The organism is Pseudophaeobacter flagellatus (assembly GCF_021228235.1).
Lineage (GTDB): Bacteria > Pseudomonadota > Alphaproteobacteria > Rhodobacterales > Rhodobacteraceae > Pseudophaeobacter > Pseudophaeobacter flagellatus.
Genome location: NZ_JAJQRG010000004.1, coordinates 33457 through 47478, shown reverse-complemented (window position 1 = coordinate 47478; position 14022 = coordinate 33457). Strand labels below are relative to the sequence as shown.

The 14022-nt window shown below is 59.9% G+C and carries 16 protein-coding genes; 7 read left to right on the top strand and 9 right to left on the bottom strand.

What is annotated here, in order from left to right; translation table 11 throughout:
- Positions 1-123 precede the first annotated feature (123 nt).
- A complete protein-coding gene (locus tag LRK71_RS09120; RefSeq protein WP_232402803.1) occupies positions 124-1596 on the top strand; it encodes an NAD-dependent succinate-semialdehyde dehydrogenase in 1473 nt (490 codons plus the stop codon).
- 120 nt (positions 1597-1716) lie between these two features.
- Here LRK71_RS09120 and LRK71_RS09115 read toward each other — a convergent pair whose 3' ends face one another.
- The 7 genes from LRK71_RS09115 to LRK71_RS09085 all read right to left on the bottom strand — a co-directional run bounded on the left by LRK71_RS09115 (position 1717) and on the right by LRK71_RS09085 (position 8597).
- A complete protein-coding gene (locus tag LRK71_RS09115) occupies positions 1717-2130 on the bottom strand; it encodes a globin domain-containing protein (protein ID WP_232402800.1) in 414 nt (137 codons plus the stop codon).
- Between the two features lie 113 nt (positions 2131-2243).
- On the bottom strand, positions 2244-2843 hold the full coding sequence (locus LRK71_RS09110) for a TetR/AcrR family transcriptional regulator (protein WP_232402798.1): 600 nt from the start codon (positions 2841-2843) through the stop codon (positions 2244-2246).
- A gap of 238 nt (positions 2844-3081) precedes the next feature.
- The gene (locus LRK71_RS09105) at positions 3082-3552 is read right to left on the bottom strand and encodes an Hsp20 family protein (protein ID WP_232402795.1); all 471 of its coding nucleotides are present in this window, start codon (positions 3550-3552) and stop codon (positions 3082-3084) included.
- 142 nt (positions 3553-3694) lie between these two features.
- Positions 3695-4534 carry a trypsin-like serine peptidase gene (locus LRK71_RS09100; RefSeq protein WP_408635992.1) on the bottom strand — a complete coding sequence of 280 codons (840 nt, stop codon included), beginning with the start codon at positions 4532-4534 and terminating at the stop codon, positions 3695-3697.
- A gap of 133 nt (positions 4535-4667) precedes the next feature.
- On the bottom strand, positions 4668-5990 hold the full coding sequence (gene glcF / locus LRK71_RS09095) for a glycolate oxidase subunit GlcF (protein WP_232402793.1): 1323 nt from the start codon (positions 5988-5990) through the stop codon (positions 4668-4670).
- A 3-nt stretch (positions 5991-5993) separates the two neighbouring features.
- On the bottom strand, positions 5994-7133 hold the full coding sequence (locus LRK71_RS09090; RefSeq protein WP_232403410.1) for an FAD-binding protein: 1140 nt from the start codon (positions 7131-7133) through the stop codon (positions 5994-5996).
- Positions 7134-7148: 15 nt separating this feature from the next.
- Complete coding sequence (locus LRK71_RS09085) at positions 7149-8597, bottom strand: FAD-linked oxidase C-terminal domain-containing protein (protein WP_232402791.1); 1449 nt, start codon at positions 8595-8597, stop codon at positions 7149-7151.
- Positions 8598-8775: 178 nt separating this feature from the next.
- On the opposite strand from LRK71_RS09085, the gene LRK71_RS09080 reads away from it, so the two are divergent.
- Both LRK71_RS09080 and rpiB read left to right on the top strand, forming a co-directional pair.
- A complete protein-coding gene (locus tag LRK71_RS09080; protein ID WP_232402790.1) occupies positions 8776-9144 on the top strand; it encodes a hypothetical protein in 369 nt (122 codons plus the stop codon).
- Positions 9145-9301: 157 nt separating this feature from the next.
- On the top strand, positions 9302-9751 hold the full coding sequence (gene rpiB, locus LRK71_RS09075) for a ribose 5-phosphate isomerase B (RefSeq protein ID WP_232402789.1): 450 nt from the start codon (positions 9302-9304) through the stop codon (positions 9749-9751).
- Positions 9752-9796: 45 nt separating this feature from the next.
- On the opposite strand, the gene rlmH is transcribed toward rpiB, so the two are convergent.
- Both rlmH and rsfS read right to left on the bottom strand, forming a co-directional pair.
- Positions 9797-10267 carry a 23S rRNA (pseudouridine(1915)-N(3))-methyltransferase RlmH gene (gene rlmH, locus LRK71_RS09070; RefSeq protein ID WP_232402788.1) on the bottom strand — a complete coding sequence of 157 codons (471 nt, stop codon included), beginning with the start codon at positions 10265-10267 and terminating at the stop codon, positions 9797-9799.
- A gap of 171 nt (positions 10268-10438) precedes the next feature.
- Positions 10439-10855 (bottom strand): ribosome silencing factor, encoded by a 417-nt coding sequence (rsfS, locus tag LRK71_RS09065; protein WP_232403400.1) that lies wholly within the window; start codon positions 10853-10855, stop codon positions 10439-10441.
- Positions 10856-11041: 186 nt separating this feature from the next.
- On the opposite strand from rsfS, the gene LRK71_RS09060 reads away from it, so the two are divergent.
- The 4 genes from LRK71_RS09060 to leuD all read left to right on the top strand — a co-directional run bounded on the left by LRK71_RS09060 (position 11042) and on the right by leuD (position 14006).
- Positions 11042-11209 (top strand): isopropylmalate isomerase, encoded by a 168-nt coding sequence (locus LRK71_RS09060; RefSeq protein WP_232402787.1) that lies wholly within the window; start codon positions 11042-11044, stop codon positions 11207-11209.
- Between the two features lie 56 nt (positions 11210-11265).
- Positions 11266-12672, top strand: coding sequence for a 3-isopropylmalate dehydratase large subunit (leuC, locus tag LRK71_RS09055; protein ID WP_232402786.1), 1407 nt, complete (start codon positions 11266-11268; stop codon positions 12670-12672).
- Positions 12673-12710: 38 nt separating this feature from the next.
- The gene (locus LRK71_RS09050) at positions 12711-13253 is read left to right on the top strand and encodes an HdeD family acid-resistance protein (protein WP_232402785.1); all 543 of its coding nucleotides are present in this window, start codon (positions 12711-12713) and stop codon (positions 13251-13253) included.
- 147 nt (positions 13254-13400) lie between these two features.
- Complete coding sequence (gene leuD / locus LRK71_RS09045; protein WP_232402784.1) at positions 13401-14006, top strand: 3-isopropylmalate dehydratase small subunit; 606 nt, start codon at positions 13401-13403, stop codon at positions 14004-14006.
- Positions 14007-14022 lie beyond the last annotated feature (16 nt).

Sequence of the window (14022 nt, the reverse complement as noted above, 5' to 3'; positions counted from 1 at the left end):
GCCCCAAGAGATGCTTGGCACCGGTTCAGCATGGATTTGATCAAATCTGGACTTATCGTTCTTACTGGACATATGAAGGGGCAACTGTTTTCCATGCCTGCATATCCACTCCGGGAGGCCCCAATGCTGCAACAAACCACCGAGCTGAAATCGCTCTTGAGCGATCCCACCCTATTGGAAACCCGCGCCTATATCGGCGGCGCGTTCATTGATGGCGACAACCAGTTTGATGTGACCAACCCCGCCCGCGGCGATGTGATTGCCCAGGTGGCCGATCTCAGCCGTGCACAGGTTGCCGGCGCTATCGCCCAGGCCGAGGCCGCACAGAAAGACTGGGCCAAATGGACCGGCAAGGAACGCGCCACCGTACTGCGCAAGTGGTTTGATCTGATGATGGAAAACCAGGAAGATCTGGCGGTGATCCTGACGGCGGAAATGGGCAAACCCCTGGCAGAGGCGCGTGGCGAAATCGCCTATGGCGCTTCTTTCATCGAGTTTTTTGCCGAAGAGGCCAAACGTATCTACGGCGAGACCATCCCCGGCCATCAGCGTGACAAACGCATCACGGTGCTGAAGCAGCCCATTGGCGTTGCCGCCTCTATCACCCCGTGGAATTTCCCCAATGCGATGATCACCCGCAAGGCCGGTCCGGCGCTGGCTGCGGGCTGCGCCTTTGTCGCCCGCCCGGCCGAACTGACGCCGCTGTCGGCCACCGCCCTGGCCGTTCTGGCTGATCGTGCCGGCATTCCGGCTGGTGTCTTCAGCGTTGTGCCCTCCACCGATGCTTCGGAAATCGGCAAGGAGTTCTGCGAGAACAACGCCGTGCGCAAGCTGACCTTTACCGGATCAACCCAGGTGGGGCGCATCCTGATGCGCCAGGCCGCAGATACGGTGACAAAATGCTCGATGGAGCTGGGCGGCAACGCGCCCTTCATCGTCTTTGATGATGCCGATCTCGACGCCGCAGTTGAGGGCGCCATCATGTGCAAGTTCCGCAACAACGGGCAAACCTGCGTCTGTGCCAACCGGATCTACGTGCAGGCCGGCGTCTATGATGCCTTTGCCGCCAAGCTGAAAGTGGCCGTCGCCAAGATGAAGCTCGGGGATGGCCTAGAGGAAGACACGCTCTTTGGCCCGCTGATCACCGACAAGGCTGTGATGAAGGTGCAAGAGCACATCGCCGATGCCAAGGCCAAAGGCGCCGAGGTTATCTTGGGCGGTGCTGCATCTGATCTGGGGGGAACCTTCTTTGAACCCACCATCGTCACCGGCGCCACCCGCGACATGGCTTTTGCCACTGATGAGACCTTTGGCCCGCTGGCGCCTCTGTTCAAATTCGACGACGAAGACGAGGTCATCGCACTGGCCAATGACACTATCTTTGGCCTTGCTTCCTATTTCTACGCCAAGGACCTAAGCCGCGTCTACAAGGTCGCCGAGGCGCTGGAATATGGCATTGTCGGCGTCAATACCGGCATCATTTCCACCGAGGTTGCCCCCTTTGGCGGCATCAAACAGTCCGGTCTGGGCCGCGAAGGCAGCCACCACGGCATCGAAGACTATCTGGAAATGAAATACATCTGCATGGCTGTGTGAACGACCTGCCAACCAGCAACACCCAGTCCAGATATGCGTCGGGCTCCAGTAGATTAACTGGAGCCCGCAGTGACAACCCGGCCCGGTTATCCGCTGCTCAGTAGGCCCTATAGGCAAAATTCAGTGTTCTTGGCTTGTGTCCGTCAGGACCAACCCCGCGATCCGGGTAATTGCCAACCGCCAGACTTCGCGTTGGGTTGGGGCAAGATCACCCCCCAGCACATCATCAAAGGCCGCCATCATCGCATCAATCGCCAGTTCAGCTTCACGTGCGCCAAGGTCAAAACGCGCATGGGTCTTGGCCAGGGCATCACCTGCGTGCACCAGGCTTTTGTGGTCCGAAATGCCCTTAAGACAATAGGTCAACATCGCGGCAAACATCTCTTTTTGCTTGGCAAAATCTCCGACGAACATTGCTTCGGCCTCTGGCATCCGGGCAAAAAGATGAACATAGAAACGATCCGCAAATTCCGCCTTTCGCCCATAGATTGACGCAAAACTTGCCTGCATCTCTTCAATGTCCTTCGGATCCATTTCCTGGCCTCTTAGTTGCAATGCTTGAAGATTTGCCCCAACTAAATCGCTAATAGGTACATCGCACAAGTGATAATGTTGGCCAAATTCACCTTAAAGCTGTGCAGGGTATCTCATTGCCTGGTCGCGCGCAAAGCCTGGATCTGGGTCAGGGATATGTCGCGCAGCTGTTCAACCACCACCGGCCCAAACCTTTGGGCCAACCCGGCCTGCGCCGCCGGGAACAGGCAGGCACCGCCTAATAGATGCAGTGCCGTGGCCAGAGCCTGCGCAAAGCTGGCGCCCTTCAAGCGTTCTGTTGCCTGGATCACCGCAATCAGTGGCTCCAGGAAATCCTGCAGGGGCAGCGGTAGCGCTGCGTCCCCGGATTCAGCCTCCCGGTCCTCGATCAGCACCCGCAGCAACAGCGAGGGCAGCCAGGGATCCTGCACCGCTCTTGCGGTCAGCTCGGCAAAGAAACTGTCAAGCTGCTGTTCGGCGGATTGCCCGTCTTGCATGGCTGAAAACAACATCTGCAACAGATCCTGGCCAAGCTGATCCAGCACGGCGCGATACAGCAGCGCCTTGGAGCCAAAGTAGTGCAGCAGGGCCTGCTTGCTAACCCCAACATCCTCGGCGACTGCCGCCAGACTAGTGCCATGATAGCCCCGCTCTGCCAGCCTAATGCTGGCCACCTGCAACAGCCGGGTACGGGTAGGGGCAAGGGTCGGCATGGGCGCTTTCTCCTGAAGGGACAGTCAGATCCTAGCATGGCGCCAAGCACTTACCAAATGGTAAGTCATTCAACCTACCACTTGGTAAGTGCTTATCCATCTTCCTGGCAGGAGTGCCCCAGAAGGGCAGCGTAAACACACATAGCCCCAGGACAGAAGCTGACCTGGGGCTATGCACGGTCTGTTTCGGCCTCTGGAGAAAGCCATCAAACAGAACAAGGTTTGGCGTGGCTAGGCGTTAGTTCACAGACTGCGCTTCGGCCTCGATCGAGGCTTGTTTTGGACCAGTCGTACTGATCTCGATACGCCGGGGCTTGGAGGCCTCGGGCACTTCGCGGTGCAGATCAATGTGCAGCATGCCATCGGCGTGGCTGGCACCGGTCACGCGTACATGGTCGGCGAGGGTGTAGCGGCGCTCAAAGGCACGGGTGGCAATGCCGCGATGCAAAAAGCTGCGGCTCTCGTCTTCTTCCCCCTTGCGGGCAGACACCACCAGGGCATTTTCCTTCACCTCAACAGAGAGATCATCTTCGCTAAAACCGGCGACAGCAATCGAGATCCGATAGCTGTCATCGTCGGTTTTTTCGATGTTATATGGGGGGTAGCTGGGCTGACTGACATCATTGGTCAGGGCGCGATCCATCAGATCAGCGATCTGATCAAAGCCGATGGTTGCGCGGTTCAGCGGTGCAAAATCTAGTCTACGCATGGTTATATCCTCAGATATGAGCGACATTCAAAGGCCCTCCCAGTGGGACGGGCGGCTGCTGTCGGGGCCCCATCTTGGCGACCCTGACAGCAGATAAAATATGCATGTCCAACCCGATTTCAAGGGGCGTGCGCGCCGGGTTTTATCCGCCCGGGCGGATAAATTTGGCCCCACCAGTGGGCCGCGCACCGCCAACCTGCACGCGGCCCACGCCGGCCGGCAGGCGACTGCCAATCCGAGCAGAGGTAAACTGGGAGCGCAGCAATTGCAGCTCTTCTGCCAGCGCCGCGCCCAGGGACACCCGCTTGCCGTCGACCTCGGCCTTGGCAGAGACCACCGACACGATGCGCGGCTTGCCGCCTTCAAAGGAAAATACCGGGGCGCCGGAAGAGCCGAAATCAACGTCGCAAGACATGATCAGCACCCCGTCTTGCCGCGCCATCACGGCACAGAGTTCTTGGATCGAGGGCGCTTCGGAGCGGTCATGCGCATATGACACCACCCCGACATCGGTGCCCCTGCGCGGGCGGCTATCCGTTTGAAAAGGAATCACCGTAGTATTGCGGATCGGGCGCTGCAGTTGCAACAGGGCGATATCCTTGCGCACCCGGTCGGTCGAAACCTCGCCATCAAAAATATAGTCAGGGTGCACCACTGCCCGCGCCACCGTGCGATAGGCAGACGCCCGGCCATTGCGCCAGCCGGCCAGAAACTCGATGGTCTCTGGCTTCATCCGGGTGCCACTACGCGCATCATACAGGCAATGGGCCGCCGTCAACACCAGATCTGGTGCAATCAGCGCGCCGGTGCAAAAGCCTTCGCCATCGACATCCAGCCGCCCGACGGCCTCCCAGCCGCGCCCGGCCTCAGAGGTTTCCATGGGTTGCAAACGGCTGTCCTTGGCCCCTGCCAGATATGGGAAAGCCACCACAAGGCCAAACACCAGCCCAAGCACTCCTGCACCAAACCGCAATCCCTGCACATCTGCCTCCTTCGCCAGTTCCCCGCATGTTTATCCGCAGGCTCCGGCAAAAATACGGCAAGCGGGCGCAAATGACAGCCCGGCGTGAAAATAAACCCTGATGCCACCGGACTGTTGCCATGGAACCCGCAGATTAGCGCAGGATGGGCACCCCGGTATAGGGCCGCGACTCGGCGCTTAGCGCGGGTGGTTGCGGGCCACCTGTCGCCCAATCCAGCAATTCCACCGTATGCACGATGGGCAGGTCCGTCGCCGAACCGATTTGCATCATGCAGCCAATATTGCCCGCCGCAATCAGATCCGGCGACTTGGCTTCCAGTGTTTTCACCTTGCGCGCCTTCAGCTCGCCCGAGATTTCGGGCTGCATCAGGTTATAGGTACCGGCAGAGCCGCAACACAGATGGCTGTCAGCGGGTTCGACCACCTTGAAGCCCACGCGTTTCAGCAGGGTCTTGGGGTGGGTCTTGATCTGTTGCCCATGCTGCAGCGAGCAAGCGGCGTGATAGGCAACGGTCAGATCCTTGTCGCTGCCCATCGGCAGATCCAGCTGCATCAGCAGCTCTGATATATCCATAGCGCGCTGCGAAACCTGCGCCGCCTCGGCAGCGAGAGGGTCATTGCGGAACATATGACCATAGTCCTTGACCGTGGTGCCACAGCCCGAGGTATTGATAACAATCGCATCCAGGCCTTTGTTGGTTATTTCGGCATTCCAGGCGCGAATATTCTTGGCGGCTGTAGCGTGGCTCTCGTCTTCGCGGCCCATGTGATGGGTCAGCGCGCCGCAACACCCCGCCCCCTCGGCCACCACAACTTCGCAACCCAGCCGGGTGAGCAGACGAATGGTGGCATCATTGATATCGGTGTTCAGCGCCTTCTGCGCACAGCCCGTCATCAGCGCCACCCGCTTTTTTTGCGGGCTTTGCGGCGCAAAGCTTTGTGGGTCATCATTGCAGCTGACTGGGGGGATCTGCTTTGGCACCATCTCCAGCATCGCCTTAAGACGCGGATCCGGCATCATCCCCTTGAACGGGCTGGCGATCTTGGCCGCCAACAAGGCCAGACGGAACCGGTTTGGATAGGGCAGGATGCGCGCTAGCACCGCCCGCAGCAGTCGATCAGTCAACGGGCGTTGGTAATTCTTGTCGATATAGGCGCGGGCGTGATCCACCAAATGCATATAGTGCACCCCCGACGGGCAGGTGGTCATGCAGGCCAGGCAGCTCAGGCAGCGGTCGATATGCTTGACCGTCTTGGCGTCCGGCACCCGGTTGTTTTCCAGCATGTCCTTGATCAGATAGATCCGGCCTCGCGGGCTGTCCAATTCATCGCCCAGCACCTGATAGGTCGGGCAGGTAGCGGTGCAGAACCCACAATGCACACAGGCGCGCAGGATCTCGTTCGAGCGCGCAACACTTGGGTCTTTCAGCTGATCTTCGGTGAATGTCGTCTGCATAATCTATCCCATCACCCCAGGTGTCATTGAGGCTGTATCCATAAGGCCCGGATTCAACAGGCCACGCGGATCAAACCGCTGCCGCAGCCCTTTGGAAATCTCTTCCAGCGGTCTGACCTGTGGCTGGAAACGCCCCAGCGTCGCCAGCGTTTCGCCACTGCCGCGCACCAGGGTGGCATGGCCCATCACCCCGGCCTGCGCCATGCAGGTCCGCAGGTCTGCGCCCTCTGGCGTCAGCGCCCAGATCAGCCCGCCGCCCCAATCAAACTGCAGCGCTTCGGCCCCGAGCAGCGGGGCAAGACGCGGCGCATCCGAGGGCTTGACCGAAATGCGCCAAACATCCCCGACACGTCCCGCAAAGGCCGCAACAAAACCAATATCCTGCCAGAGCGCCTCAGAACTGTGCCGGGTCTCTGCCGTGCCGAAACGTGCCAGATCGGCCGTCAGCTTTTCCTGGCGATAGGCAACAGACGGCGCAAATCCTTCCAGCCGGATATGCACCAACCCCACCGCCGGATCATAGGCGGCCCCGGTCACATCAAAGGGAGAGCCCAGCGCCGCTGACATCGCCTGAACCGCCACAGCCAGATTCGCCACAGCCAGGCTCACGGTGGCGCTGGCCTCAGGAATCGGCAGCACCTTCAGCGAAACCTCGCTTAACACGCCAAGGGTGCCATGCGCCCCGGCCATCAATTTCACCAGATCATAGCCGGTGACGTTTTTCATCACCCGACCGCCATTCTTGATCACCTGACCGCTGCCATCGACAAAGCGCACGCCCAGCAGGTAATCCCTCGCAGCGCCGCCCTGGATACGCCGGGGGCCAGAGCTGTTGACCGCAAAGGCTCCGCCAATTGTTGGCGCGCCACTGCAACCCAGCAGGCCGCGCATATCCATTGGCTCAAAGGCCATGCGCTGGCCTTCGCTGGCCAACAGGGTCTCAATCTCGGCTAGGGGCGTTCCGGTCTTGGCCACCAGCGTCAGAGAGCCGGGCTCATACAGTTCAACCCCGCTGAGGCCCTGGGTTGTCAGGGCATCACCTGCAACCGCGCAGCCGCGGGTGCCGCCACCAATGATATGAAGCGGAGCATGGGCCGCCGCGATGCACTCGGCCAGCTCGGCCTCGCTGTGAGGGGTCAACATCTTGTTCATGTCCAACTATTCCGCCGCCAGCGCCGCGCGACGCCGATCTTCGCTGATCGACAAGGGAAAAACCTTTGCCGGGTTAAGCAGCCATTTGGGATCAAAGACATCTTTGACCATCAACTGCGCCTCCAGATCGCGGGGGGTATATTGATACAGCATCAGATCACGTTTCTCGATACCGACACCATGTTCCCCCGTCAGGCAGCCGCCAACATCCACACAGAGCTTCAGGACCTCGGCGCCAAATTCTTCGCAGAGTTCGAGATCACCAGGCTTATTGGCATCGAACAGGATCAGCGGGTGCATATTGCCGTCGCCCGCGTGAAAGACATTAGCCACGGCCAGGCCGTATTCCTGTGACAATTCGCCAATGCGGCGCAGCACCAGCGGCAAAGAGCCCACCGGGATGGTGCCATCCAGGCACATGTAATCATTGATCTGCCCCATGGCACCAAAGGCGGATTTGCGCCCCAGCCAGATGCGCGCCGCCTCGTCCGCGTCGCAGGCTTCGCGCAGCTCTACCGGGTTGTGCCTCTGGGCAATCTCGACAATCAGGCGCAACTGATGGGCGATCTCGGCTTCGCTGCCTTCTACCTCAATGATCAGCAGCGCCTCGCACATCGGGTAACCCGCCTTGGCAAAGGCCTCGCAGGCCTCGATACAGGGGCGGTCCATGAATTCAATTGCCACCGGCAGCACTCCCGCCTTGATGATATCGCTGACGCAGGTTCCTGCCACCTCATTGCTGTCAAAGCCGATCAGGACGGGCCGTGCCCCTTCGGGTTTGCGCAAAATGCGCAGGGTGGCCTCGGTTACCACGCCCAGCTGGCCCTCGCTGCCACAGATCACCCCGAGCAAATCCAGCCCCTCCGCATCCAGATGCGCGCCGCCAATTTCCACCACTGTGCCGTCCATCATCACCATGGTGACGCCCAGCAGGTTGTTGGTGGTGACGCCGTATTTAAGGCAATGGGCCCCGCCTGAGTTCATCGCGATATTGCCGGCAATCGCACAGGCCAGCTGGCTTGACGGGTCGGGCGCATAAAAGAAGTCTTCTTCCTCGACCGCGCCCGAAACGCTGAGATTGGTGCGCCCCGACTGCACCCGGATCACCCGATCCTCGTAATCCGTTTCCAGCACCCCATTCATCCGCGCCACCCCTAGAATCACGCTATCCGCCGTCGGCAGCGCACCGCCCGCCAGAGAGGTTCCGGCCCCGCGCGGCACCACTGGCACGCCTTCTTCATGGCAGATCCGCAAAATATCCGAGACTTCCTGTGTGCTGCGTGGCAGCACCGCCAGCAACGGCGGGCAGCGATAGGCCGCCAGCCCGTCACATTCATAGGCGCGGGTTTCACGCGGATCCTGGATCAAGGCATCCCCCGGCAGCACCGCCGCCAATCGCGCAACAAGATGCGCCTTGCGGGCCAGAATGGCGGGATCTGGGGGGGGCATCTCCATGGGGCTCTCCTTTGGGGCTACCGATTGGCGTGATATTTGGTAAAAATATATTACCAATTCACCCCAAGTGGCAAGCCTGAAGTTGTCAGCCCCCGGATTTACCCCATGCGATGCCCCGATCGCCCCGGCACACGCCATCGTGACTTCCCCCCTGTCGCAGCGCCGCTAGGCTGGCCGCATGAAATACCACAGCCTCCCCATGTCCGTCTGCCTGTTCACTAGCCTCTGGGCGCTGCCCACGCTGGCAGATTCCCCCAAGATAGAGGCGGTCGACGCGCAACGCACCGGTGCGACCTGGCGGTTTTCCGTCACGCTATCGCATCCCGATACCGGCTGGGAACACTACGCAGATGGCTGGCGCGCGCTGAACATGCAGGGCAAGGAACTGGGCCTGCGCCCCCTCGCCCACCCGCATGAACACGAACAGCCCTTCACCAGATCGCTTGGCGATGTCTCCCTGCCCAAAGGCACTACGCAGGTGCAAATCCAGGCACGCTGCCTGCTGGATGGATGGGCCCAGGAAACTGTTGTCATCCAGCTGGAGTGACCCAGAGCCCCCCATGGCGCGGCCAGCAGATGGGTGACCCACCTTGCGGCCCATGCTATCCTGTGACACAGGGCATCGCGATACACTGCCTCAAGGGCCGGGCCGTAGTGGCTCAACGCCTAAGACCATGCCACCACAGGACACGGGAACCGCCTCAATGACTGCCAAACCGCGCATCGTTCTTTCCAGCGACCATGCTGACATTCCGCTCCGACAGGCCATTGCCGACCATATCGCGCAGCAGGGCTGGGAGGTCATCGACATCGGCCCAACCACGCCGGAAAGCACCGACTACCCGAAACACGGCCGGGCCGCCGCCGAGCGGGTTGCGTCGGGAGATTGCCAGCTGGGTATCCTTGTCTGTGGCACCGGCCAGGGCATAATGATGGCGGCCAACAAGGTTGCAGGCATCCGCTGCGGCGTCTGTGCCGATACCTTTTCTGCCCGCATGATCCGCCAACACAACGACGCCAATATGCTGTCGCTTGGCGCGCGCGTTGTTGGCAAGGGGTTGGCGCTGGACATCGTTGATGCGTTTCTTGCGGCAGAATTCGAAGGCGGCCGCCATGCCACCCGCATGGAAATGATCGAACCCTCCGAGGGCTGACAAAGCCTGTGCCCCTGGCATTTTCAGGGCGCGCATCAGCCCCTGTCAGCTGCGATGATAGGGGCTGCCGGACAGGATGGTGGCGGCGCGGTAGATCTGTTCCGCCAGCATTACCCGCACCAGCATATGCGGCCAGACCATCTTGCCAAACGAGATCGAAAAATCGGCCTCAGCTCGCAGTGCAGGATCAATGCCATCGGCACCGCCGATAATCAGTGCCAGATCGTGCCGCCCGGTATCGCGCCAATCGCCCAGGCGCTTGGCAAAATCAGGCGAGCTCATAAGCTTGCCCCGTTCATCCAGAGTACAGATCACTGCGCCCTTGGGCAGGGCCCTGCGCAGCAGGCTGGCTTCGGCCCCCATACCGGCGTTTTTCTTGTCCTCGACCTCTATCAGGCGCGCAGGGCCCAGGCCCAGCGCCCGACCGGTGCGGTCAAAGCGGCTGAGATAGTCGTCAATCAGGGATTTTTCGGGACCAGCGCGCAGTCGTCCAACCGCGCAGATGTGAAGACGCATCAGAAAAGCACCTCTGTTCGGCCCTGCCCTCGCACCGCCTGCCCCAACTATGCGCCCGGCCCAAGACGCGGCCCGATGGACCGTTTGGACAAGATCGCAGCGCGAAGAGAAAGAGATGACGCCGAAAGGTCAGGCGCCACCGCGTTGCATTGGATCAGACCTTTGGTCCGTTTAGGCCTCACCCTGGCCTGGGGTCATGCCCGACTGCCAGAGCTTTTCGATCTGGTAGAATTCGCGCACTTCTGGGCGGAACAGGTGAACAATCACGTCACCGGTATCAAGCAGCACCCAATCGCCAGTATCACGGCCTTCGATCTTGCTGAGAATACCATATTCATGCTTCAGCCGATCAGCCAGCTTTTCGGAAATTGCAGCCACCTGACGGCTGGAACGACCGGTAGCAATCACCATAAAATCGGCAATCGCCGTCTTGCCGCGCAGATCGATCTGCACAACATCTTCGGCCTTGTCTTCGTCAAGGGAGCTCAGGATCCGCTCCAGCAACTCCACATTGGTTGGGCGGCTCTTGGCAGCACTCTCGGCTGCCTCGCTATCAGCGGCAGGGGCCGCGTGAGGTTCGGTCGACAGAACACTGTCCTCCAGTAAGGCGCGCCGACCCTCCCCCGGCGCTGGGGATGTGCTAAAAATAGCAATTCCCGCGCCGCATTTCAATGAAAGCAGCAACGGGAGTCGAATCATCGACACTCTCTGCCTGATCTGCGCCGCCACCGAAAGAGGGAAGGCACCATATTTACAAGGTTTCGAAAGGAAAGATTGGCAGATTGCGCCGATCGCGCCCTGCGTGCCCTTGATCGCACGCCCGCCCGCCTGTATCTGATCTGCATGACCCTCGTATTGGCCCAGAATATCGAATTGCAAGATCGCGCCCGCCTGCGCGAGCGATTCTATGGCGCCGCCCGCACGGTCCTGGCACGCCTATAATCGGCAGCCCACGCCCTACGCCAGCTACACACACCTGAAAATACGGGAGAGGACACATGTCCCCCAAAACGCTCTATGACAAGATCTGGGATGCGCATGTCGCGCATGAAGCAGAGGATGGCACCTGCCTTCTTTATATCGACCGCCACCTGGTCCACGAAGTGACCAGCCCGCAGGCCTTTGAAGGTCTGCGTCTGGCCGGCCGTACCGTGCATGCGCCGGACAAGACCATCGCGGTGCCCGATCACAACGTGCCCACCACGGAGGGCCGCAACGATCCTGCACAGATGACTGCAGAAAGCCGCATCCAGGTCGAAGCCCTGGATAAGAACGCCCGCGAATTTGGCGTGCATTATTACCCAGTATCAGATGTCCGTCAGGGCATCGTGCATATCGTCGGCCCCGAACAGGGCTGGACCCTGCCCGGCATGACCGTGGTCTGTGGTGACAGCCACACCGCCACCCATGGGGCCTTTGGTGCCTTGGCGCATGGCATCGGCACATCTGAGGTGGAGCATGTTCTTGCGACCCAGACGCTGATCCAGAAAAAATCGCTCAACATGAAGGTGGAAATCACCGGCAAGCTGAACCCCGGCGTCACCGCCAAGGACATCACTCTCGCCGTGATCGGTGAAACCGGCACCGGCGGCGGCACCGGTTATGTCATCGAATACTGCGGCGAAGCGATCCGCGATCTGTCAATGGAAGGGCGCATGACCGTCTGCAACATGGCCATCGAAGGCGGTGCCCGTGCGGGCCTTATTGCGCCGGATGAAACCACCTATGCCTACGTCAATGGCCGCCCCCATGCGCCCAAAGGCGCCCAATGGGAAGCTGCTCTGAACTGGTGGAAAACTCTTTTCACCGATGAAGGCGCCCATTTTGACAAGGTCGTCACCCTGCGCGGCGAAGACATCCAGCCAGTTGTGACCTGGGGCACCTCGCCCGAGGACGTTTTGCCGATCACAGGCGTTGTCCCGCACCCCGACGACTTTAAGGGTGGCAAGATTGAAGCGGCGCGACGCGCGATCGAATATATGGGGCTGACCCCTGGGCAGAAGCTCACCGATATTGAAATCGACACCGTGTTCATCGGCTCTTGCACCAATGGCCGGATCGAAGACCTGCGCGCCGTGGCCGAAGTGGTCAAAGGCAAAAAGATCAAGGATGGCCTGCGCGCCATGATTGTACCCGGCTCTGGCCTGGTGCGGGCCCAGGCCGAACAAGAAGGCCTGGCCGAAATCTTTGAACAGGCAGGTTTTGAATGGCGCCTCGCGGGCTGTTCCATGTGTCTGGCGATGAACCCGGATCAGTTGTCGGAAGGTGAGCGCTGCGCCGCCACATCCAACCGCAACTTTGAGGGCCGTCAGGGCTACAAGGGACGCACCCATCTGGTATCGCCAGCCATGGCCGCCGCGGCTGCGCTCACAGGAAAGCTGACAGATATCCGAAATATGCTGTAGGTTGATCTCAGATTTAGCAATTTGAGAAGGAAAGCGTCATGAACGATTGGCAAAAACTGTTGTTGATGGGGATCTTGTCCATCATCTTTGGGGTGTTCATCTTGGGTGCCCCGGTTGTGGCCTCTATCGCGGTCACCGCAATCACCGGCATTTTGCTGCTGATCAGCGGCGGCTTGCAGATCGCAGGTGGGCTTTCGGTCGAAGGCACCCCCAGCAAGATTGCCTCCATCCTGATGGGGGCTGTCCTGCTGTTTCTTGGCTGGTCGTTCATTTCCAATCCGCTGCAAGGCACCATTTCGCTATCGGTTCTGGTGCTGATCCTGTTCATCGTCGGGGGGCTTGCCCGGATCTACCTGTCGTTCCAGATGCGCGGCACCGCGTATTACTGGCCGACCCTGATTTCGGGCATTCTATCGCTGCTTCTGGCCGGAGTAATCTGGACCAACGCTGCGGCGGAACCTGCATCCCTGCTGAACCTGATTGGCATCTTGCTGGGCGTTGAAATGCTGTTCAACGGCTTTGGCCTGCTGTTTGCCGCGCTTTTCCTCCGCGTCGTACAAAAAGAAATAAGGGCGGCCTAATCCCGGTCAGGGCGTTTCGCCCGGCAGACCAAAGGGGCCGCCATAACCACGCTGGGGCTGACACACAGCCTGCCCCCAGCGCACGGATCTTCCCCGCCATGTGCGGGGCACCCACGGTCTTGTGGGGCGAAATCTAGGAGTCTGGTAATGGACAAATTTGAAAAACTCACCGGCGTTGCGGCCCCCATGCCGCTGGTCAACATCGACACCGACATGATCATTCCAAAGGCGTTTCTGAAGAGCATTCAGCGCACCGGCTTTGGCAAGAACCTATTCGATGAGATGCGCTACAATCGTGATGGATCGGAAATTCCCGATTTTGTGCTGAACAAACCGCAGTATCGCAACGCAGAAATCCTCGTTGCGGGTGACAACTTCGGCTGCGGCTCTTCACGCGAACACGCGCCCTGGGCAATTGCGGATTTTGGTATCAAATGTGTGGTCTCGACCTCCTTCGCCGATATCTTCTTCAGCAACTGCTTCAAGAACGGCATCCTGCCGATTGTTCTGCCACAAGAACAAGTCGACCTGCTGATGGCAGATGCAGAACGCGGCGAAAACGCCCGTATGACCGTTGATCTGGAAGCCCAGGAAATCACCACCTCAGATGGTGAAGTCATCAAGTTCAACGTCGACGCCTTTAAAAAGCAGTGCCTGCTGGAAGGGCTGGATGACATCGGCCAGACCCTGCAAAAGCAGGCAGCAGTCCAGAGCTATGAAGGCAAGATGGCCCAGGAACGCCCCTGGGTCTGAGGACGGTAATCAGGTG

Excerpts from the sequence above, each read along its gene's own strand:
- LRK71_RS09120 (WP_232402803.1), top strand. The coding sequence starts at position 124 with ATGCTGCAACAAACCACCGAGCTGAAATCGCTCTTGAGCGATCCCACC.
- LRK71_RS09115 (WP_232402800.1), bottom strand. The coding sequence starts at position 2,130 with ATGGATCCGAAGGACATTGAAGAGATGCAGGCAAGTTTTGCGTCAATC.
- LRK71_RS09110 (WP_232402798.1), bottom strand. The coding sequence starts at position 2,843 with ATGCCGACCCTTGCCCCTACCCGTACCCGGCTGTTGCAGGTGGCCAGC.
- LRK71_RS09105 (WP_232402795.1), bottom strand. The coding sequence starts at position 3,552 with ATGCGTAGACTAGATTTTGCACCGCTGAACCGCGCAACCATCGGCTTT.
- glcF (WP_232402793.1), bottom strand. The coding sequence starts at position 5,990 with ATGCAGACGACATTCACCGAAGATCAGCTGAAAGACCCAAGTGTTGCG.
- LRK71_RS09090 (WP_232403410.1), bottom strand. The coding sequence starts at position 7,133 with ATGTTGACCCCTCACAGCGAGGCCGAGCTGGCCGAGTGCATCGCGGCG.
- LRK71_RS09085 (WP_232402791.1), bottom strand. The coding sequence starts at position 8,597 with ATGGAGATGCCCCCCCCAGATCCCGCCATTCTGGCCCGCAAGGCGCAT.
- LRK71_RS09080 (WP_232402790.1), top strand. The coding sequence starts at position 8,776 with ATGAAATACCACAGCCTCCCCATGTCCGTCTGCCTGTTCACTAGCCTC.
- rpiB (WP_232402789.1), top strand. The coding sequence starts at position 9,302 with ATGACTGCCAAACCGCGCATCGTTCTTTCCAGCGACCATGCTGACATT.
- rlmH (WP_232402788.1), bottom strand. The coding sequence starts at position 10,267 with ATGCGTCTTCACATCTGCGCGGTTGGACGACTGCGCGCTGGTCCCGAA.
- leuC (WP_232402786.1), top strand. The coding sequence starts at position 11,266 with ATGTCCCCCAAAACGCTCTATGACAAGATCTGGGATGCGCATGTCGCG.
- LRK71_RS09050 (WP_232402785.1), top strand. The coding sequence starts at position 12,711 with ATGAACGATTGGCAAAAACTGTTGTTGATGGGGATCTTGTCCATCATC.
- leuD (WP_232402784.1), top strand. The coding sequence starts at position 13,401 with ATGGACAAATTTGAAAAACTCACCGGCGTTGCGGCCCCCATGCCGCTG.